The following is an 18,906-nucleotide window of genomic DNA, read 5'->3' on the forward strand; positions in this document are numbered from 1 at the left end:
AACGCGCCCATAATAATAAGAGTGTCTGTATGACAATCAGTGTGTTACTCATTCTGTGCTGTGCCTTACTTGGCTGTGTTGTCGGCTTTCTGGCCGGGTTACTCGGTATTGGCGGAGGGCTGATCATTGTACCTGTATTGTCCGCCATTCTGTTGTACTTTGAGGTGCTGGCCAGCGACTATGTGATTGTTGTCGCGATAGCGACTTCGCTGGCTTCAATCTTGTTTACCTCAACCTCTTCTGCATTGGCGCATCATCGCAATCATAATGTACCCTGGGATATCGCTCCCTGGGTAATGGCAGGCGTCGCGGTGGGGGCTTTGATCAGTGGCTTTATGGTCGCCCTTATCCCGGTACATTGGGTAAAGTGGACGTTTGTCATTTCTGTGTTGCTAATCGCCGCTAAAATGGTATTCAGTTCACAATCAAATGCCCCTGAAAAGCCGCGTGGTTTACCGTCCGGTCCCGTTTTGGCAAGTATTACGACCTTGATGGGCGCATTGTCTGCCATGATTGGCATCGGTGGGGGTGTGTTAATTGTGCCCTTGCTCAGTTATTTTTCTGTCGATATGCGTAAAGCAATTGGCTGTGCCGCAGTCAGCGGCATCGTGATTGCGCTGTTTGGCTCCGTGGGTTATGTGGTCTCGGGTGGTCAGACATTGAAATTGACCGATGGATTTGCCGGTTTTGTGTATTTGCCGGCGTTATTTGGTATTGTGCTGACTTCTTGGTTTGTCGCTCCTATCGGCGCCAAAGCAACGCACTATCTGCCAGTGCCTGTGATTAAGAAAGTGTTCGCATTGCTGCTCGTGGTGATTGCGGGAAAAATGTTATTTTATTGAGGGAAAGCGATGGCTTTGCAGTTTCCAGAAATCGATCCAATTATATTCTCGATTGGACCCCTAAGTGTGCGCTGGTATGGCGTAATGTATTTAATCGGTTTTGCGTTTGCGATGTGGTGGGCAAACAAAGAGGCTGATAAGCCTAATTCTGGCTGGACCAAAGATGAGGTCAGTGATCTGCTGTTTTACGGCATGCTCGGCGTAATATTGGGTGGCCGAATTGGCTATGTGTTGTTTTATCAGTTCAGTCACTTCCTTGAAAACCCAATGTATTTATTGCGTATCGACCAGGGCGGCATGTCATTCCATGGCGGCGCACTGGGCGTGATAGCCGGTATTTTTATCTTTGCCTGGCGGTTTAAGAAATCACCACTGGCTGTGGGCGACTTTGTCGTACCTATGGTGCCGGTTGGTTTACTTGCAGGACGCATTGGTAACTTTATCAATGGTGAGTTATGGGGCCGAGCTACGGATGTTCCGTGGGCAGTTGTTTTCCCGACAGGCGGTCCGGTTGCCCGTCACCCATCGCAACTTTATGAGGCATTCCTGGAAGGATTAGTGTTGTTTATCATACTGATCTGGTACAGAAAACAGGCTCGCCCGGCGGGCAGTGTTGCTGGCCTGTTTTTACTCGGTTACGGCTCTTTCCGTTTCATTGTTGAATACTTCCGCGAACCGGATGCACATATCGGCTTGTACGCAGGTATGATTTCTCAGGGGCAGATTCTGTCCTTACCTATGGTCATCGGTGGCCTGGGCTTGATGATCTGGAGCCACAAACGCGCTGTGACAGCACGCGCTTAAACCACACCGGGACCCTAATTTTGGGGTCCCGTTTTACCTGCCAATAAATCCTACCGTGAATTAGTTACCCGAGCCTGCGAACGTAGTATACTTTCGTGCTATACAAAGCCCTTGAGCAGGGTCAATCGTGAGATCATTGTGAGGAGTAAAGCATGAAAGTGTATTTGGAGTTATTGCGAGATGTATTAGAAAACGGCACCCAGAAAGGGGACCGCACTGGTACAGGGACGCGCTCCGTGTTTGGCCGTCAGATCCGCCATAACCTCAAAGATGGCTTTCCTTTGCTGACCACCAAAAAGTTACACTTTAAGAGTATTGCCAACGAGTTGATCTGGTTTCTTAAAGGCGACACCAACAAAACCTGGCTCAATGAAAACGGCGTTAAAATCTGGGATGAGTGGGCGCTGGAAGATGGTGAGCTGGGTCCAATATATGGTAAACAGTGGACAGCCTGGCCTACCAAAGACGGTGGTAACATTAACCAGATCGACTATGTTGTTGATACGTTAAAAAACAACCCCAACAGTCGTCGTATTCTGTTCCATGGCTGGAACGTTGAGTATCTGCCGGATGAGTCGATGAGCCCGCAAGAGAATGTTGAAGCTGGTCGTATGGCCTTGCCTCCGTGTCATTTGCTGTATCAGTTTTATGTCGCAGACGGTAAGCTATCAGGGCAGTTGTATATTCGCAGCTCAGATATCTTTCTGGGGCTGCCCTATAATATTGCCAGCTTGTCTTTGCTGGTGCATATGCTGGCGCAACAGTGTGATCTGGAACCCGGAGAAGTCATTGTCAGCTTTGGTGATTTGCATGCCTATTCAAATCATATGGAGCAGATTGAACAGCAGTTGCAACGTGAACCTAAGGGACTGCCCACATTGAACATTTTGCGTAAGCCTGAGTCTATTTATGACTACCGGTTTGAGGATTTTGCGATTGAAGGCTACAACGCCGATCCCAATATCAAAGCCCCGGTTGCGATTTGATCTTAAGCTATCTTCGTTTTGTGGTAGGCGGCCAGCGAAGGCCGCTTGTAGTAGAAAGAGAAAGACGTTATGTCCATCCATTCCATAGTGACTCAGCTAATGCGTCATCGGCGTGTTGGTATGTTGGCCACATTACTGGCAGTAGCCGGGCTTTTGTCTGCGTGTAGCTCACAGCCATCCGTCGACGAAGAGGCTGAAGCGCTTGCCAGGGCAGAGTTGATCAAGACCTACAATGAGCACAAAGCAGGCATTGAGCGTGTCGCTGCGATGGAGCAGGACTTGTCTCAGCTACTGACCTTATTATCTTCTGCTCATGACATACAGCCGCTTGAAGAAAAAATCGCTCAGCCAGAGAAAAACGTTGTAACTCACCAAGTGGCGCCAGCTTCTGCCAGCGAACTGTCCATTTCACCAAGTAAAGGCTCCATTGTCGTACAGTTTGGTCGCCACCTCTTGAGCGCGCGCGCCCAGGCACAGAATGAACGGATCAGAGCATCTTTGTCACTCATACAAAGTTACTACCCTGAGATGTTCAGTACCGTATCATTATATTTACAAACACCAGCGATAAATGGCACTCAGTTTTACCTCTCTCAGGCTTCCGGGTTCATGTCTGTGCAAGAAAGTGCCGTGTTTTGCCGTCTTATTCAAGCCAGTGGTCAACCTTGTAAATTGGTTAACTAGCTAAAAAACATTGAAATAATCTTAAAGATTTTGTATTTAGGTACGATATAAAAGAAGTCTGAGTAGTGTTTTTATTCAAATTGAGCACCTTTCTACCCAAGGGCACTCAAATGAATTGATAAAATCATTATAAAGTCTTAGTTTTGCGTTCAGTGCAAAGCGCTGCACGTGTGGTTTGGCCGGATATGGAAGCGGCTATTTAATGAAAAGGATTAGCTGATGGAAAAGTTAATGAACAAGTACTCTCTACTCTCAATTCTGGCTGCAATGCCTTTACTGGCTGCAGCGCAGCCTGCGGAATTCAAAGCATCCGTAACAGTAAGAAATATCTTCACGTTTGAAAATGCCGAGCCGCTTAGCTTTGGTACTATACGTGCCAGTGGTGACACAGGTGGTGTAGAAACGGCGACTCTGATTATCGCTGCAAACCCCAATACTGCGCCTCGGGCTGACTCAACTGATGTGACAAAAGCAGAGATTGCGATTCTGGAACCAGGTACGCCAGCGAAATTTACCGTTGAGGGTATTTCACCCTATGCGACGCTGACAATTACCGATCCGACAGAAACCGATGTCTTACCGAAAGATTTGCCACCAACAACACCCGGCTTTAAGCTAGGTACTTTCACCTACTATGTGACTTCTGGCACATCACCAGCCCCGGCAACAACCACAGTACAGGCTGATGCTGACGGAAAAATTGCGTTTAATGTGGGCGCAACGCTGACAACAACCAGTGCCGCTGCAGGCAACTATATCGACGGCGAGTACGAAGGTACGTTCAGTGTTGAGCTGAGCTACTAATCTGCTTTGGCGGGTGAGTGACAGCCCGCCAGTTTCATATGAAGGCGCTTTTGCTACTCGTCAGCTTGGTGGGCAGTATGTTCTGTCAGGCAAGTATAATACTCAATGCTGATCTGAACTTCGGCACTGTTATTGTGGCAGACCCCAGTGTGGCCGGCACGGTTACTGTGTCACGGAGCGGCGGAACAAGCTCCTCTGGCAGTATCCATGTAGTCGAAAAAGGGCACCCGGCTGAGCTTGTACTGGAGTCCTTTCCTGTTGGTGTCTATCTGAATATCTCAACAGATATACTCGATGATGAGCTGGCACATACTCAGCTTATCAGCCAGGGAGAATTGCGTGTTATTCAGCTCCTTCACCCGGCCAGGGTCTTCACCGATCGATATGGTCGCGCCCGGCTTGTGATAGGAGGGACATTGCAGAGTATGCCTCATGCTGGCAGCTACCTGGATGGACAATATGAGACAACCATCAGCGTCGAAGTCAGCTATTAAGTAAGCACACACTCTCTTTCATCGCCGTTAGAAGTAAAATAGGCAAGATCCAATGAAATATATTACTCACATCATGCTGTTGGTGCTATTGTTTTGTGCCGCTCAGTCTCAGGCCAATCTATTGATTTCACCCACCCGGGTTGTGTTTGATGAGCGCCAGCGAAATGCCAAAGTATTTCTGATTAACAACAGCCAGGAGTACAAAACTTACCGTTTGAGCTTTAAAGAAAAACGAGCTCTGCCTGAGGGAGGATATAAAGATGTGTCTGAGCAGGAAAACCCCGGGCGTTTAAGTGGCTTGCTGAGAATGACACCGAAGCAGGTGCGCCTTGCACCGGGTGAACGTCAGGTCGTTAAACTCGCTTTGCGGCGAAAAAAAGACATGGCCGCGGGTGAATACCGTTCACACCTGTTCTTTCAGGCATTGCCTGAGAAAAAAGACACTGCACAGAAGGGAGTTGGGATCAGGCTGAATATGATTATGAGTTACAGTATTCCTGTGATTTACCGCCAATCGACATCTGTGCCGCAGGTCACCATAGATAGTGCCAAGGTGAGCCGGGGAGAAAGTGGTCGTTATGATACTCTTAAGTTGGCGCTATCTCGTCAGGGAGACTCCAGTACGTTTGGTCAGGTCAGTGTATTTTGGCGTGGCCACAACACGGCTAAATGGCAAGAAGCCGCCATGGTGAGCAGCTATAGCATTTACCCTGAGGTCAGTCAGTCGCACTTGCAGTTAAAGCTGATAGACCCGAGCATTATGCAGGGAGCGCGTGCCGGGGAGTTAAAAGTCGTGTATACCGGCAGTGGTGAATATCAGGGAATACCATTTGCGGAGCGCATCTTCCCTGTCACTTTGCGCTGATCCAGGTGGTTAGATGGTGAGGTTTGTTCTGATCTTGCTAATTGGGCTGTCATGGGGAAGCGCCATGCCTGCCTACAGTGCTCAGCAGCAGGATCTCTCCAAAGCTCTCAGTACGTTGCAACGTATCCAGGCTAAGCTGACACAGTCTAAAGCCAGCCTGACAGTGAGCAACCAGTCAAAACAAACGGGTATCCCCGAAGGGGAAGATTTGTTTTTGTCTGTGTATGCCGACAATGTCTATCTGGGTGAAGTGTTTGCGGTCAAAAGCCAGCGAGATGCAAAAATTGAGTTGCGCAGCTTATTTGCCGTACTGGATTTTGCCATCAGTGACGACGAAAAAGCTGATTATTTCTCTGGCTGGTATCTCAGCCCTGAACGCACTTTTGCCTTTGATAGCGAGCAAAGGGTGGCGCAGGTCAACGAGCAGCAATATGTCATTGCGCAGCAAGATGTATTGCATACGCAAGGTGAAGTGTTTGTCGAGTCAGCCTTAGTTGCAGACTGGTTTGGGCTCGATTTACAGTTCAATTATACAGATCAAAGGCTCAGTGTGCAGAGTCCTGAGCCATTGCCAGCACTCGAGCGTCAGGCTCGGGCGGAGCGTCGTTTGGTTCAGCATCAAGGCAATTCGGCCTCCAGACTAACCTGGAAACCGAATGCTTACCAGATGTTGTCGTCACCACTGATAGATGTTCAGTTTGGCTATCGTCGCGACAATAAAGAGGATACCAATTACTATTCTATGCTTGGGGCACATGACCTAGCGTTCTGGAATGTTGAGTACTTTGTTTCAGGCACGGACGGAGATGTTGTTGATCAGGGCCGCCTTAAAGGCAAGCGCGAAGATGGGCAAGGCCGCCTGTTGGGGAGCCTTAAAGCCACTCAGGTCGAGGTAGGTGATATTCTTGCAACACACGTTGGTGCCGGGCAACCTTCAGGACATGGTGTCGGGGTGCGTGTTGCAGATAAACCTTTGCATAATGAAACTCAGGAGCAAAGCGTACAGATCAGTGGTTCAGTGCAAGCTGGCTGGGACGTTGAGCTGTATCATAATGGCCTGTTAGTCGCACAGCAGCTTCAGATCCAAACGGGTCGCTATGATTTTGACCGTATTCCTCTGTATTTTGGTAGCAATCAGTTTGAGTTGGTCAAATATGGTCCTCAGGGGCAAGTAGAGCGCGAACAGCGCAGCTATTTTGTAGAAGGCACAGGGCTGGATAGTGGCCAGGGCTATTTTGATGTGTCAGTAACAGATGTGGGCGGCTCGGTGTTTAACAATGACTGGGCACCAACGTCTCGTTCAGGTTGGCAGTTCGACGGTCGTTACGATTTTGGTATTTCCGATGATATCTCGGTATATGCGGGTATCTCACAGGCTTTAACGAATGAGTCGGTGACAGAGCGTATCCTGACGGCAGGTGGTACGCTGAGCCTGTGGAAAAAAATGCTGCTAAATCTGGATTTATCTCACGACAGTGACGCTCAATATCAGGCTCAACTCAGCGCCAGAACTGAGTGGGCGGGGCAGGCCATCAGCACCAGCTGGCAAACACAACGGCGGCGGCTCACAGGCGTGCAAGCGAGTGAAGAATACCGCCACAGTCAGGGCCTGAATATGGTGATGTCGGGTACGGTGAATGTACTCGACAAGCCGCTTTCCTATCAAAATCAGATACAGTGGAATCGCACCGATCAGGGCAGCGAATACACAGTATTGACCAATCGGGTGGGCATGTCGTTTGGCCGTGTGAACGTCAGTAATCAGCTGCAACGGCAATCCAGCAGTTCTGCAATGGACCATACAACCGCTGGTCAGCTGCGATTTCAAACCCGTTTAGGTCGCGTCTTTGGCCGACTGATTTTAGACTATGACTTGCATCCATACAGCGAGCTAACGGCCTATGAAACAAGGTTTTACCGTAGCCTGAACGAGCAGTTTAACGTTGAGTTGAGCTTTCGGGAAACGCTTGATACCGACTACCAAAAGAGTGAATTAGGATTGAACTGGCTGGGTGATAAAATACGCCTTAACAGCCAGGTGAGCTACGACAGTGATGATGAATGGGCGCTGGGAGTCAATGGCCAGTTCAGTTTCGGGTATCACAATGAGAGCGAGCAATTGCTGATCAGCCAGCGGCGACTGGCGAGCAATGGGGCTGTATTGGTTAAGGTCTATCTGGATCATAATGCCAATGGGGTATTTGATGCGGATGACGAAGTGGTGCCTGATGTGCGGATCCGGGCGTTGCAAAATTATATGCAGGGCAAAACCGATGAACAGGGGCTGGTTTTGCTCAGTGGTATGCCTGTTAACCAAAAAACAGACATGGTGATTGATACTCAGAGTCTTGAAATGCCTTTTGTTGTTCCCGCAAGTGAAGGGGTTGCAATCACGCCACGGCGAGGCTTTGTCGAGTATCTTGAATTTCCCCTGGTGAACACCAGCGAAATAGAAGGGGTTGTGTACCAACAAACGGACACCGATAATGCGCCACTGCCTTATGCAGAAGTAACTCTGATTGATGAGCATGGACAGGAGGCTGCCAGAACAGAGGCGGCATACGATGGGTACTATGTATTTACGGGTGTTAAGCCTGGCCGCTATCAGGCAAAAGTGACAAGTGCTGCAAGGCGTGGCCTGACACATAGCGATCAGGTTGAGGTGGTCCTGTCCGAGCAGGGAGATGTGCTGGTGGAAGTCGATTTGCAGTTGGCACCACAGTCGACTAAAGCCGTCACAGTTCTTTCTGCCGGGCGTTTTACGTCACTGGCAGTCTTAAAAACTTATGCGCTGTTGCTCCGTCAACGTCATAGCAGTTTGGTACCAGAGCCTCCATTCTATGTTTTTGATGATAAAGCCAAATCCTATGTGTTGGGGATCGCGTTCATTTACCAGGGCGCAGATACCACACAACTGCAGCAACGTTGCGAGTCATTGCAAAGCGCTGGCGTTCCCTGTCAGCTTGAAGACACAGAACTGAAGTTATAAGAGGAGTGAGCGATGAAGTTATATTCTTATCTGGTATGGCCCTTGCTGGTTGTGCTCAGTGGCTGTGCCAGTACAGGCCAGGATGAGCAGCGCCTTGCCCAACTTGAGCAGCAACTGGCTCAGTTGCATACCGATGTTGAACAAATAAAGCGCAGTGTCGAGCAGTGGCAGCAGGTTGCGCCTCAGGTCAGTGAATTGCTAAGTATTGAGCAGGAGCTGAATTTACTGACGACACAGTTACAGCTGGCACTGGCACCTGCAACTCAGCCCTCCGGGGATGTTATGGTTGCAAAAGTGGCAAAGTCTCCCGATATTGTTGAACAACCCCAGAGCAACCATGGCGGTCTTGCTGTGCAGTCTGCACCTGGTGAAAACAAGGAAGCGACGAAAGCGACGCGCGATGTGAAACCTAAGTTACCTGCAAAAACGGACAAAGCAGAGTTTGCAGTTCAGCTGGCATCAACCAGGAAGCAAAGTCAGCTAAAAACGGTTCATCAGCGGCTGATCAAAAGTTATCCGCCGTTACAGGAACAGCCGGTAAACGTTGAGAAAGTCGAAATTCGTGGCCAAAGATACTTTCGGTTGAAACTTGGCGCGTTTGAAAATAAAGCGCAAGGTCAGGCATTGTGCAACAAGTTAAAGCCATTTCATCCACAGTGTCTGCTGAGTCATTACACTGACAATCCAATCACGTTATAGTGGCTATTCTCAGCATTGTGGATCGCTTTTTGCATTTGTTTCGACAAATAGAAAGAGGTGATCATTATGCAACTTCCTGCTGTGATAGCTGCACTGGCCCTGTCGGTGCTGCTCAGTGGCTGCGCCGGAATCATGAAGACGCAGCAACAAAAGAAGGTGGAACAAGCGCCACCCTTGCCGACATTGCATCAATACATGGGGCAACTTGCTGCCGCTTTGGGGGAGCATAGTCGCCCATTGAAGCCCGGCGCCACGGTTGCCGTCACGAGTTTTTATCTTGCGGATAAACTTGGCAATGCCGTAGCAAGCAATCAGGGCAGTGGTCTCAGTACTCAGGTTCAGGAAAGCTTGATCAGTTATGTGACGCAAATGGGCCTGGAAGTGGTGGAGTTTCGGCTCCAGCGCACTTTAACTTTGTCGGATAGTGCCGATAACTTATTAAACCGTGATATTGCCCTGCTGCGCGAGCGTCATAAATTTGACCTGGCTTTGACGGGTACCATCAGCGAAAGCCACGACCATTACACGATCAATGCCAGATTGATCACTATGCTTGATAGTCGCACTGCATCCGCTGCGACCATATCTGTGCCCAAAGCAGTTTTGTGGGGCAATGAAAAAGCCCAAATGCGAGATGGCAAGTTGCATCGCGGACAGTATTAGTGGAGACAAAGATGAAAAAATCTGTGATAGCGCTTATGTTACCAACCCTGTCCCTGTTTGGGTGCGCACAACTGGGTATGACAAAGCATCAGGAAACGACGTCAGCGCCAGGTCAGTTCAATGCGTCGGAGCAGTTTCAGGCCCATCCCAGAGGCGTGCAACAAATGACTGTCTCGCAGCGCATGGCGGCTAAAAATGTGACTCATTATGTGCAGAAGCTGATGCAGGACATGGTGAGCAATGTTAAATACATTAATGATCAGACGCCGGTAGCCGTATCCAGCTTTGTCTTTCTGGATGAAGACTTTAACCATGCTACGTTATTGGGCAACCAGATTGCCGAAAGCTTTATTCATGAGCTGCACAACTTTGGTGTGCCAGTGATCGACTTTAAGACGACGGACTTCATGCGGGTTACCAAACACGGCGACTTTATTTTTAGTCGCGACTTTTTGGAGTTGTCTGATGAGCTGCCGTTCAAATATGTTCTGGCCGGCACCTTATCTAACCATCAGGGCGGGATCTTAGTCAATGCCCGCATTGTTGGAATGCAAAGTAAGGTCGTGGTCGGCACTGCACAAGGGTTCCTGCCTCAGGCTGTCGTGAATGCGCTGAGAGATGGCGCGATCCATGAAGGGATCCGGTTACAACGAGCGGGTGAGTGATCATGAAAACACACATTCTGAGCGGGTTAACGGTGTCGATGTTGCTGTTAAGTGGCTGTCAGATGATGGGCTCACAGCCAGCCCCGCAGACAGTGACCACAACACCTATGGCACCTAAAGTGGCCAAATTTCGTGAAATAGAAGTGCTGTATGAAGCATTGGAGGAGCAGGCGCCAGACGCCGAGCACCCTGTTGATCCTGGATTTGTGAGCGAACGTCATCGAAAACAGGTGGCAAACTATGCCTCTCAGATAGCGCTGGAGTTGTCTGATTCATTACTGGGGGTTCACCCCCATTCTGTGGCTGTCACCAGCTTTGTCAGCTTTGACGATACGCTCAGAAGCAGCAATCAGCTGGGTAATCAACTGGCTGAAAACCTGATACACGCATTTCAAAAACTGGGCTATGCAGCCCTTGATTTCAAATTACAGCAACAGATCCAGGTGACCCGCAGTGGAGATTTCTTATTTTCTCGGGACAGCAGAGCCTTACCCGGTAAACCGGATCCGAGTCATGTGTTGTCCGGTACTATGATCTATCGGGATCGGGGTGTAGAAGTCAATGCACGGTTACTGGACTTTGAAAGCCGGCTGGTGGTTGCCAGCTGTATGGTAACTATTCCGTATTTCGTCTTAGATCCCGGTGCAACCGCATCACGTTGATCGTTGAGCGGCAAAGTGCGGCTCTTTGCCTTTGCCGTTTCTCTACCCAATCGAATACATCATTTAAATTTTATTAAGAATCAATCGGTTGACCAATTGCCCGAAAACGCTTAGTATTTTCGTCAGCGACACGGCCTCTTAGTTAAATGGATATAACAGTCCCCTCCTAAGGGATAGTTGCAGGTTCGATTCCTGCAGGGGCCGCCAGCGTTTTTCTCTTATAAATCAATTCTGATATAGCAATCACCCCTCAGTAGAAGCGACCAAAAATGGTATAGGTAACCCAAATTATTGGTGGGTTAATCTTACCGTATTTTGTCGAAGCAGAGCGCTTACAGCGCAAAGTCTTCCTGTTTCTGTACCATGACTTCGACTAAATCATTGATCTGGATATTATTCAGCGGCCGCTCTGAGATGTTTTCTGCAATGGCATTTTGCGCATTGACCTGAATGATACGCACCTGGTTGAGGGTTTTGATGCTTTGTGGGAAAAACTGATTGGTCGTGCCCTGCATATCTCGTCGATGAGAAATGGTGAGCAGCTGTCCTGCTTCAATGCCGTGATTACGGCCAAGATTTATCACTAACTTGCCTTGCTCGCGATGTAATATTTTACCTCTGCTGGGCAAGCATGACAGTGCAGAGTCCAGATCCTGGGCCACGCTGTTAAAGACGCTCTGGATCTGCTTGGCATAGTTGGTACGCCAAAAGGTATCGCTGTAGACATCAACAATCTTGGTTTTTTCAAAAGGCCAGACGCCGCTGACGGCGTAGTGTTTCTGCCAGACCTTGTCGCGGGTCAGGGCATCAAATGCAACAAAGTCGATTTTAAAGCTGCGCACATATTCTTCATCCTGCCAGAATGCGTAGTCATCGTTGGTTTTATCTCCCGCTGCAATGTCGGTGATCTGGCTCATTAGTACATACTGACTGTTGCTTAACATGGTCAGAGAGTCAATCAGCTGCCCATCATATTCAAAACGTTGGGTAAAAAACGGCCGAGCATTGATCGCATGATCCAGGTATGGGATCGGCTTAACGGTGAGGTTGCGCTGTGCCAGTGTATGATAAAGCCGCTCACTGCTGGCTTTTGCGATGTCAAAAATTTGACCCAGTCTGGCCTGATGAGGCTGGATCAGCTGGCTTTGTGTAATGGTTACTTGTTTTGCAATCGCCGCTTGTGCGCACTGCTCCAGCTTGGGGAAAATATCCAGATGCAAAGTGACACTGACGATCCCATCTTGCTTTTGTTCGGAAACGAGGTTGATCTGCTGGATCTCACCATGGCTCTTTATCTTGATTTGATCTTGCGTCAATACCCCATCGGCCAGTGTGGTAACACTAGATACCGTGGCGCCCGAGAAGATTAACGCCTGAGTAATGGCGTCCTGCACGGCTTCCTGACGAGCTTCGGCCAGATCTTCTGTGTGTGCATTGGCGTAGCCCGTGACCTCAAACCACTCTGCGCTGGCCCCAAAACTGGCGGTAGCCAGTAACACACTCATAATACGCGACAATTTCATGACTTTATTACCGAACTTTAAGCAAATCTCTAACTTAGCACAGCAAGTCCTGTGCCAAAGGTATTGGCAAGGTTTGTGCATAAAGATTTGTTACTTGATGATATGGCAAATGTGCCACACAGAGGAGTTACCCTATGAATCAGTTTAGAGCGCTTTGGCGTCAGCGGGTAGTCAACCTGCTCAAATCCTGTGCTGTTGTTACGGCTGCGGCACTGGGTCTGGCGGGATGTAGCTCTATCATAGACAAGCATGTTGAATACAGCTATGTGAAACCCGACTCTTATCCCGTGCTCAAGGCGGTTGGTTATGCTCCGCTGAGCTCTCAGCCGGGCAGCAGTGACAGTGAAAAAATGCTGATGGCCATTAAGGTCTCTAAGCTTGAAGCTTACCGAGAGCTTGCAGAGCAGGTGTATGGTCACCGATTGAGTGCCAGCACCACAGTACAGGGCGCAGTGGCGCAGAATGATGGGTTACGCAGCCAGGTGCAGGGTCTGATCCGAGGCGCCAAAGTCATGAAAAGCTATGCGGTGGGAGACATCTACACCACGGAACTGGAGCTTGATATGAAGCGGGTTTACGATTTGTATATTGGTGAGGTTAAACCACGTAAAGTGGAGCGTGTCACTTATTACTGAGCCAGGCCTGTCGGGTCAGGTCGGCCAATTATGCCCTTTGCTTTCAATGTGCCTTCAATTTATACTGTTTAAATATACACATCACCTCTGAATATCAGAGGTGTATTTCAAGGTAAATGGAGGCTGGTCTGTGCTGGACCCAAGAACTGAAGCTCAAAAGGTGCTTAAACGGCTGTGGAGTGATAACCAGTTTCCGGTTGATCCTGTGACTATCTGCAAGTCACTTGGGCTTGACGTCGTGGAGATGGCGCTACCAGAAAAAGTATCTGGGGCGTTGATCAAAGAAGCCGGAACGGATCCCGTGATTGTGCTGCATCAGGACGATCATTTAAATCGAAAGCGATTTAGCTGTGCTCATGAGCTTGGGCACTATATTTCCCGTATTGAATCTGACAACACGGATAAAGAATACGAGTACATTGATCTCAGAGGTCCAAGTGCGTCGACCGGCGAAGACGAAGAAGAAGTGTTTGCCAATCAGTTTGCGGCAAACTTACTCATGCCCAATGAAGAAGTGAAAAAGCTCCATCGCAAGAAAGTCGCCCACTTTGAAATGGCGATCCATTTTGGTGTGTCCGTTGAAGCCCTCAAATATAAGCTAAATGCACTGGACTTGCTGTAATGACACAGAGCAGGGAAGAGCAAAAAGCAGAGCATTCATCGCTTGCTGCGCAGATCAAACACAACTTCAAAGAAAATAAGTTTACCAATGTTGATCCCATGCAGGCGCAAAAGGTCAAAGATGCCGAATCTGACCGGGATTTAAAGCAAAAATATGCATGGTGGTTTATTGGTATTCTGGTTGTTCAGCTGTTGATTATGAATGTGGTACTCGTACTGGTGGGTCTGGAAAAGCTGCAATTTGAAGAGTGGACACTTAATTTATATATGACAGGTACATTGGCTGAGGTATTCGGTGTTATCTTGGTGATCACCAAGAACTTGTTTCCCACTAAGCCTTAGCTGACTAAGCCTGATTACAAAGCGGACTATCAGGCTTTAAGGTTCTTAACTAACTCACCCATATTTGAAACAACACTGCCATCTTGCCCATAGGTCATAGAGGTCGGTGCACCAATCAAAATATCTTTGAGTTCACGCACTGTGAGTTGTGCCTGGTGTGCTGCCTGTGCGTTAACGTCATTTTGTTTCTTGCAGCGATACAGTAGGTCTTTAACTTGCTCGGTTAACGGGGTGATCTCATCATTGCTGAAGGTGCTTTGCGGGTACTTGGACAGGTCTTTATCCAGCTTTTGAAGCTGGTTGAGTGTATTGAGCTTAGTGCGTGCAATCTCTTTGAGGTTGTCGCCATTGCGAGAGGCAAGCGCCTCTAATTCATCGTCCAGAAGCTGGGTCAGAGCTTCCAGAAGATTAATTTGCGCTGTTAGCTGATGGGCACACAGTGCCGTTTGGTCGTCCACTTATACTCTATCCAAATAAATCGAACTCAAAGGCGGCAATATTTTTTGCCAGCTTTTCACTATCCACCTGATATTTGCCTTCAGCAATGGCTTTTTTCAGCTCTTCGACTTTCTTACTGTCGAAGGAGGGCGCCTGTTGCGCTTTTTCCTGAAGCCCTTTCAGTTGCTGTGCTTGTGGTGTCAGGCTTACTGAATCCGCTGCAGCTTTGGCCTGAGCTTGCGGTTTAGCAGCGGTATTACTTGCTTCATTTCTTTGTAATTCAGCACGTTGTTGCTTTGCATTTGTTGCAACATTGTTCGGCTGATTTTGACCGTTAATGTTGTTTACCATGATGATGACCCGTTAGTTAAATTGCTTCAGCCTTTATATCGGCAAGCCATTCGCTTACTTTAGCAAAAAAATCAGATTTTGACTGCTACTGAATCAACATCTTTCACCCGTGCAAGCACCGTTTTACCTGACCTCGCATTTTTGACCCGGATTTGCTCTCCTAAGTTCCCATCCTGCAAGGCAATACCACTTGTTTTAATCATTAGTGTGCCATCACTGGCCAGAATTGTCACGTTATCCCCCTTGCAAATCATGCAAATCTGAAACATGCTGATTGGCTTGCCTTGTTGAATACGGCGTTTGGTTTTGCTGCCAATGAGTAGCGATATGTTGTCGATATTAGCCGCTCGGACAAAGTGTTTGGGGCGCATTTCGATTGTTAAATCATCTGCAGTTAACAGGACGCCCTTGTCCAGCATCCGGGTGCTGACTATCACAGGTAACAGTGTTTCGATTTTTACATGAACAAACTGAACCCAGGATTCAAGGTCTTCGCAGCGCACCATCACAGTAACCTGGCGATTAAAAGGCGGGCTGGACTTACTGCTGACTTGCAAGGGTCGCTGACACTGACGCTGAGACAAGCGAGTATCTAATGGCAAAGCTGACACCTGCTGTTGCTCTTCTGCCTGGGTTGGGGCAGGGAGCTGTTCCGAGATGAAATCTATTGCTATTTTTTCAATATCTTTTGACTCATAGGTTTGACCATAAGCAAATGACGTGGCTAAAAAATATGCCACTATGGGAAAGAAATAAGCGGATAATGTAATTTTTAACAAACTCATGATGTTTCGACTATGCTTATGGGGTGAAACAAGGTATAAAGATTTTGCGTGATTTGCCTCACCGCTTCAAGGGCGACTTTGAATGGTAGAGTACAAGCAAACATTGTTCCGATAAGCAGTTTTATAGCAGGAGAATGACATGGCAGGTATTTTGGACTCAGTAAACCAACGAACGCAGTTGGTGGGTCAAAACCGACTTGAACTTTTACTATTTCGCCTCAGAGGGCGTCAACGCTTTGGGATCAATGTATTCAAAGTAAGAGAAGTGCTTCAGTGTCCACCCCTAACGGCGATGCCTAAATCTAACGCCTTTATCAGAGGGGTAGCACATATTCGTGGGCAAACGATTTCCGTTATTGACATGTCCCTGGCTGTCGGCGGACCACCCATCGAAAATATTAAAGACTGCTTTATTATCATTGCCGAGTATAACCGCTCAGTGCAGGGCTTTTTGGTGGGTGCGGTTGAGCGCATAGTGAATATGAACTGGGAAAAAATCATGCCTCCGCCTTCAGGTGCAGGTCGCTATTCCTATTTGACCGCGGTAACAGAGATCGAAAATGAGCTGGTCGAGATCCTCGACGTAGAAAAGATCCTCAATGAGATCTGCCCAATCAATACAGAGGTGAGTCAGGAAATTGTCGCTGACGGTGAAATGCAGCGTGACCTCGGTGAGCGTATTGTCTTTATCGCCGATGACTCTGCGGTTGCCCGTAATCAGGTTAAGCGTGCGCTTGAGCCGCTTGGTGTGCAAACTGAACTGGCCAAAAATGGTAAAGAAGCGCTACTTCGCCTAAAAGAAATCGCGGAAATGGATTGTCAGAATGATGTCACTGAGCGTGTAGGCCTGCTGATCTCAGATGTTGAAATGCCAGAAATGGACGGCTACACACTCACCGCCGAGATAAAAGCAGATCCTAAGCTGGCGCCTTTGCACGTTATTTTACATACTTCATTGAGTGGCGTCTTTAATCACGCAATGATCGAAAAGGTCGGTGCTGATGATTTTATTGCTAAATTTAACCCCGATGAATTGGCAACAGCCGTGAAAAAATGGGTTCATTGCGATTAATTAGTGGCGGTAATACTTTGGAAAATAAACACTTAGAACAAAGCGAGTATGATCAATTTCGCACTTTCTTAGAGCAACAGTGCGGTATTGTGCTGGGTGATAACAAGTTATACCTGGTGAAAAGCCGACTTGCGCCTCTTATGTCTCGTTTTGGCGTTGACTCTTTGTCTGCTTTGGTGAGCAAGACATTGAGTCCACATGAGCGGCAATTGCGTGCCGCCGTAGTTGATGCGATGACTACCAATGAAACCTTGTGGTTTCGGGATCAGTATCCATTCGAACTACTCAAGACCAAGATCTTTCCGGAATTTAAAGATCTGCGCCGACCTGTTAAAATCTGGTCAGCAGCAAGCTCGTCAGGTCAGGAGCCCTATTCTATTGCGATGTCCGCCAATGAATATCAAACGTCAAGCCCAGGTGCATTGAAGATGGGCGCACAGATCGTTGGTACAGATATTTCAAACACTATGCTGGATATGTGTAAGAATGCAGAGTATGACGCGCTGGCGTTGGCACGGGGCTTGTCGCCAGAACGTAAAAAGAAGTTTTTTACCGACAGCGGCAATGGCATGGCGAAAGTAAACGAGCCCATTCGCAGAATGGTTAATTTCAGGCATCTAAACTTATTAGACTCTTATGCCTTATTAGGTAAATTTGATGTCATTTTTTGCCGTAACGTGCTCATCTACTTTTCACCGGATGTGAAAGCCAAGATAATTAGCCAGTTTGCACAGGCGCTTAACCCGAAGGGATACCTGTTTCTTGGTGCATCTGAGTCTATGGCGGGTCTGAACAATGACTTTGACATGCTGCGCTGTAATCCCGGTATCATATATCAGAAAAAAGCTTAGTATTTGTTCAGGCCGCAATTCGCGGCCTGATTACTCTGTGCCCCACAACTTTGTAGCAGGAGCTGCTCAGGCTTAACCCATCTCGGTAAGCACACAAATAACGAGCACTACCTCATATCAATCGTGAAACGCCTCGCCACCTGGACAGGTGGCTTTACGATAATTTCATGTAACCTATCAGCCACCGCTATTTTTAATTACTAATTGAATGATTTGCTTGACCTCAACCTAGGTTGGGGGTTTATCTTTTATAGGTAAAGTTTTAACATTAAGTTAACTTGAAGGACGAAGGAAAGAGTATGACCATCCAAGACTACATTCAGTCATTACAGCTGACACACAATCAGGTTTCGCTTGAGCAGCTCGCAGAATTTCAAACTAAGCATCTTGATTTGTATAGCTTTTCTAGCATTAATGCGATGGGCGAAGAGATTTTGTCTCTGGATGTGGAGGCACTGTTAACGCGATTAATTGAAAATAAGCAGGGAGGTTACTGCTTTGAACACAATAAACTGGCTTATCTGGCCCTTGCTGAGCTGGGGTATGAAGTGCAGCCTCTGCTGGCAAGAGTGTTGGTGAACGGTCTAGAAGACAACCCCAGAACCCATCGCATCACCTTGGTCCACCTTGGAGAAGAGAGCTATCTGGTTGATGTCGGCTTTGGTTCCAAGTCACTCAGTGCGCCACTGCCAGTGTCAAAGTCTGGTTATGTTGACGTAGAGAGCTATCGCTACAAAATTATCCGATCGGCAGATACCATCCGTGTCGAAATTGTGCATCCGGAAGAAGTGAGCCTTTACAGCGCAGATTTAAGCAGGGTGACTGAAAAAGACTTTGAGGTTGTACACTACTACAGCCATCAGCACCCGGAATCGTATTTTGCGAATAACCTTGTGCTGGCACGCATTACCAATGGCAAACGGTACACGCTACGCAATTTACTTTATGGTGAGTTACATGAAGCCAGTCAGATCAGCACACACATTGACGTAACGTCTGCGTCACAGCTGCAGTCGATACTGCAACAAAAATTTTTGTTGCACATCGATATGGCGAAAGCCGAGCATCTATACACATTGGCACAAGATAAAATGGTCGGTTAAATCGGCTTGCAGGCTGCGACACGCACAA

Annotated in this window: 22 protein-coding genes and 1 tRNA gene; 19 read left to right on the top strand and 4 right to left on the bottom strand. The window is 48.0% G+C overall.

From position 1 onward, the window contains the following. The first annotated feature begins 29 nt into the window (after window positions 1-29). The 13 genes from ACXAH1_RS14885 (at window position 30) to ACXAH1_RS14945 (ending at window position 11,364) form a co-directional block, all read left to right on the top strand. Entirely contained in the window at window positions 30-842 is an 813-nt protein-coding gene (locus ACXAH1_RS14885) for a sulfite exporter TauE/SafE family protein (protein WP_475197686.1), read from the top strand. Between the two features lie 9 nt (window positions 843-851). Continuing rightward, a complete protein-coding gene (gene lgt, locus ACXAH1_RS14890) occupies window positions 852-1,646 on the top strand; it encodes a prolipoprotein diacylglyceryl transferase (protein ID WP_475197687.1) in 795 nt (264 codons plus the stop codon). Between the two features lie 152 nt (window positions 1,647-1,798). Next, window positions 1,799-2,632 carry a thymidylate synthase gene (locus ACXAH1_RS14895; protein ID WP_475197689.1) on the top strand — a complete coding sequence of 278 codons (834 nt, stop codon included), beginning with the start codon at window positions 1,799-1,801 and terminating at the stop codon, window positions 2,630-2,632. A gap of 69 nt (window positions 2,633-2,701) precedes the next feature. Continuing rightward, complete coding sequence (locus ACXAH1_RS14900; protein WP_475197690.1) at window positions 2,702-3,316, top strand: hypothetical protein; 615 nt, start codon at window positions 2,702-2,704, stop codon at window positions 3,314-3,316. Between the two features lie 219 nt (window positions 3,317-3,535). Beyond that, window positions 3,536-4,120 carry a DUF4402 domain-containing protein gene (locus ACXAH1_RS14905; protein WP_138545092.1) on the top strand — a complete coding sequence of 195 codons (585 nt, stop codon included), beginning with the start codon at window positions 3,536-3,538 and terminating at the stop codon, window positions 4,118-4,120. Between the two features lie 38 nt (window positions 4,121-4,158). Further along, entirely contained in the window at window positions 4,159-4,614 is a 456-nt protein-coding gene (locus tag ACXAH1_RS14910; protein ID WP_349288023.1) for a DUF4402 domain-containing protein, read from the top strand. A gap of 52 nt (window positions 4,615-4,666) precedes the next feature. Then, entirely contained in the window at window positions 4,667-5,479 is an 813-nt protein-coding gene (locus ACXAH1_RS14915) for a fimbrial biogenesis chaperone (RefSeq protein ID WP_253050663.1), read from the top strand. 13 nt (window positions 5,480-5,492) lie between these two features. Then, complete coding sequence (locus ACXAH1_RS14920) at window positions 5,493-8,468, top strand: carboxypeptidase regulatory-like domain-containing protein (protein WP_475197694.1); 2,976 nt, start codon at window positions 5,493-5,495, stop codon at window positions 8,466-8,468. Window positions 8,469-8,480: 12 nt separating this feature from the next. Beyond that, window positions 8,481-9,167 carry an SPOR domain-containing protein gene (locus tag ACXAH1_RS14925; protein ID WP_475197697.1) on the top strand — a complete coding sequence of 229 codons (687 nt, stop codon included), beginning with the start codon at window positions 8,481-8,483 and terminating at the stop codon, window positions 9,165-9,167. 66 nt (window positions 9,168-9,233) lie between these two features. Next, on the top strand, window positions 9,234-9,830 hold the full coding sequence (locus ACXAH1_RS14930) for a FlgO family outer membrane protein (protein ID WP_475197700.1): 597 nt from the start codon (window positions 9,234-9,236) through the stop codon (window positions 9,828-9,830). An 11-nt stretch (window positions 9,831-9,841) separates the two neighbouring features. Next, the gene (locus ACXAH1_RS14935; RefSeq protein ID WP_138551538.1) at window positions 9,842-10,495 is read left to right on the top strand and encodes a FlgO family outer membrane protein; all 654 of its coding nucleotides are present in this window, start codon (window positions 9,842-9,844) and stop codon (window positions 10,493-10,495) included. Between the two features lie 2 nt (window positions 10,496-10,497). Further along, entirely contained in the window at window positions 10,498-11,157 is a 660-nt protein-coding gene (locus ACXAH1_RS14940; RefSeq protein ID WP_475197705.1) for a FlgO family outer membrane protein, read from the top strand. A 132-nt stretch (window positions 11,158-11,289) separates the two neighbouring features. After that, a tRNA-Arg gene (locus ACXAH1_RS14945) sits at window positions 11,290-11,364 on the top strand. 125 nt (window positions 11,365-11,489) lie between these two features. Here ACXAH1_RS14945 and ACXAH1_RS14950 read toward each other — a convergent pair. After that, the gene (locus ACXAH1_RS14950) at window positions 11,490-12,680 is read right to left on the bottom strand and encodes a flagellar assembly protein T N-terminal domain-containing protein (RefSeq protein ID WP_253050676.1); all 1,191 of its coding nucleotides are present in this window, start codon (window positions 12,678-12,680) and stop codon (window positions 11,490-11,492) included. A 134-nt stretch (window positions 12,681-12,814) separates the two neighbouring features. Between ACXAH1_RS14950 and ACXAH1_RS14955 the strand changes: the two genes are divergently transcribed. The 3 genes from ACXAH1_RS14955 (at window position 12,815) to ACXAH1_RS14965 (ending at window position 14,278) form a co-directional block, all read left to right on the top strand. After that, complete coding sequence (locus ACXAH1_RS14955) at window positions 12,815-13,315, top strand: LPP20 family lipoprotein (protein WP_253050677.1); 501 nt, start codon at window positions 12,815-12,817, stop codon at window positions 13,313-13,315. A gap of 130 nt (window positions 13,316-13,445) precedes the next feature. Beyond that, entirely contained in the window at window positions 13,446-13,937 is a 492-nt protein-coding gene (locus ACXAH1_RS14960) for an ImmA/IrrE family metallo-endopeptidase (protein WP_253050679.1), read from the top strand. Next, a complete protein-coding gene (locus ACXAH1_RS14965) occupies window positions 13,937-14,278 on the top strand; it encodes a hypothetical protein (RefSeq protein WP_475197711.1) in 342 nt (113 codons plus the stop codon). The genes ACXAH1_RS14960 and ACXAH1_RS14965 overlap by 1 nt, the downstream gene beginning before the upstream one ends. A 29-nt stretch (window positions 14,279-14,307) precedes the next feature. On the opposite strand, the gene flgN is transcribed toward ACXAH1_RS14965, so the two are convergent. From flgN to flgA, 3 genes are all read right to left on the bottom strand, one after another. Further along, window positions 14,308-14,736, bottom strand: a complete 429-nt coding sequence (gene flgN, locus ACXAH1_RS14970; protein WP_138545102.1) for a flagellar protein FlgN — start codon at window positions 14,734-14,736, stop codon at window positions 14,308-14,310. A 7-nt stretch (window positions 14,737-14,743) separates the two neighbouring features. Then, the gene (flgM, locus tag ACXAH1_RS14975) at window positions 14,744-15,067 is read right to left on the bottom strand and encodes a flagellar biosynthesis anti-sigma factor FlgM (RefSeq protein ID WP_239401770.1); all 324 of its coding nucleotides are present in this window, start codon (window positions 15,065-15,067) and stop codon (window positions 14,744-14,746) included. A 71-nt stretch (window positions 15,068-15,138) separates the two neighbouring features. Then, entirely contained in the window at window positions 15,139-15,852 is a 714-nt protein-coding gene (gene flgA / locus ACXAH1_RS14980) for a flagellar basal body P-ring formation chaperone FlgA (protein WP_475197716.1), read from the bottom strand. 139 nt (window positions 15,853-15,991) lie between these two features. On the opposite strand from flgA, the gene ACXAH1_RS14985 reads away from it, so the two are divergent. The 3 genes from ACXAH1_RS14985 to ACXAH1_RS14995 all read left to right on the top strand — a co-directional run bounded on the left by ACXAH1_RS14985 (window position 15,992) and on the right by ACXAH1_RS14995 (window position 18,878). After that, the gene (locus tag ACXAH1_RS14985; protein WP_138545105.1) at window positions 15,992-16,924 is read left to right on the top strand and encodes a chemotaxis protein CheV; all 933 of its coding nucleotides are present in this window, start codon (window positions 15,992-15,994) and stop codon (window positions 16,922-16,924) included. A gap of 17 nt (window positions 16,925-16,941) precedes the next feature. Continuing rightward, complete coding sequence (locus tag ACXAH1_RS14990; protein ID WP_054016567.1) at window positions 16,942-17,775, top strand: CheR family methyltransferase; 834 nt, start codon at window positions 16,942-16,944, stop codon at window positions 17,773-17,775. Window positions 17,776-18,074: 299 nt separating this feature from the next. Continuing rightward, the gene (locus tag ACXAH1_RS14995) at window positions 18,075-18,878 is read left to right on the top strand and encodes an arylamine N-acetyltransferase family protein (RefSeq protein ID WP_475197720.1); all 804 of its coding nucleotides are present in this window, start codon (window positions 18,075-18,077) and stop codon (window positions 18,876-18,878) included. Window positions 18,879-18,906: the final 28 nt, after the last annotated feature.

It is taken from the genome of Pseudoalteromonas sp. AWH4_217 (assembly GCF_056161105.1).

Excerpts from the sequence above, each read along its gene's own strand:
- ACXAH1_RS14885 (WP_475197686.1), top strand. The coding sequence starts at position 30 with ATGACAATCAGTGTGTTACTCATTCTGTGCTGTGCCTTACTTGGCTGT.
- lgt (WP_475197687.1), top strand. The coding sequence starts at position 852 with ATGGCTTTGCAGTTTCCAGAAATCGATCCAATTATATTCTCGATTGGA.
- ACXAH1_RS14895 (WP_475197689.1), top strand. The coding sequence starts at position 1,799 with ATGAAAGTGTATTTGGAGTTATTGCGAGATGTATTAGAAAACGGCACC.
- ACXAH1_RS14900 (WP_475197690.1), top strand. The coding sequence starts at position 2,702 with ATGTCCATCCATTCCATAGTGACTCAGCTAATGCGTCATCGGCGTGTT.
- ACXAH1_RS14905 (WP_138545092.1), top strand. The coding sequence starts at position 3,536 with ATGGAAAAGTTAATGAACAAGTACTCTCTACTCTCAATTCTGGCTGCA.
- ACXAH1_RS14910 (WP_349288023.1), top strand. The coding sequence starts at position 4,159 with ATGAAGGCGCTTTTGCTACTCGTCAGCTTGGTGGGCAGTATGTTCTGT.
- ACXAH1_RS14915 (WP_253050663.1), top strand. The coding sequence starts at position 4,667 with ATGAAATATATTACTCACATCATGCTGTTGGTGCTATTGTTTTGTGCC.
- ACXAH1_RS14920 (WP_475197694.1), top strand. The coding sequence starts at position 5,493 with ATGGTGAGGTTTGTTCTGATCTTGCTAATTGGGCTGTCATGGGGAAGC.
- ACXAH1_RS14925 (WP_475197697.1), top strand. The coding sequence starts at position 8,481 with ATGAAGTTATATTCTTATCTGGTATGGCCCTTGCTGGTTGTGCTCAGT.
- ACXAH1_RS14930 (WP_475197700.1), top strand. The coding sequence starts at position 9,234 with ATGCAACTTCCTGCTGTGATAGCTGCACTGGCCCTGTCGGTGCTGCTC.
- ACXAH1_RS14935 (WP_138551538.1), top strand. The coding sequence starts at position 9,842 with ATGAAAAAATCTGTGATAGCGCTTATGTTACCAACCCTGTCCCTGTTT.
- ACXAH1_RS14940 (WP_475197705.1), top strand. The coding sequence starts at position 10,498 with ATGAAAACACACATTCTGAGCGGGTTAACGGTGTCGATGTTGCTGTTA.
- ACXAH1_RS14950 (WP_253050676.1), bottom strand. The coding sequence starts at position 12,680 with ATGAAATTGTCGCGTATTATGAGTGTGTTACTGGCTACCGCCAGTTTT.
- ACXAH1_RS14955 (WP_253050677.1), top strand. The coding sequence starts at position 12,815 with ATGAATCAGTTTAGAGCGCTTTGGCGTCAGCGGGTAGTCAACCTGCTC.
- ACXAH1_RS14965 (WP_475197711.1), top strand. The coding sequence starts at position 13,937 with ATGACACAGAGCAGGGAAGAGCAAAAAGCAGAGCATTCATCGCTTGCT.
- flgM (WP_239401770.1), bottom strand. The coding sequence starts at position 15,067 with ATGGTAAACAACATTAACGGTCAAAATCAGCCGAACAATGTTGCAACA.
- flgA (WP_475197716.1), bottom strand. The coding sequence starts at position 15,852 with ATGAGTTTGTTAAAAATTACATTATCCGCTTATTTCTTTCCCATAGTG.
- ACXAH1_RS14985 (WP_138545105.1), top strand. The coding sequence starts at position 15,992 with ATGGCAGGTATTTTGGACTCAGTAAACCAACGAACGCAGTTGGTGGGT.
- ACXAH1_RS14995 (WP_475197720.1), top strand. The coding sequence starts at position 18,075 with ATGACCATCCAAGACTACATTCAGTCATTACAGCTGACACACAATCAG.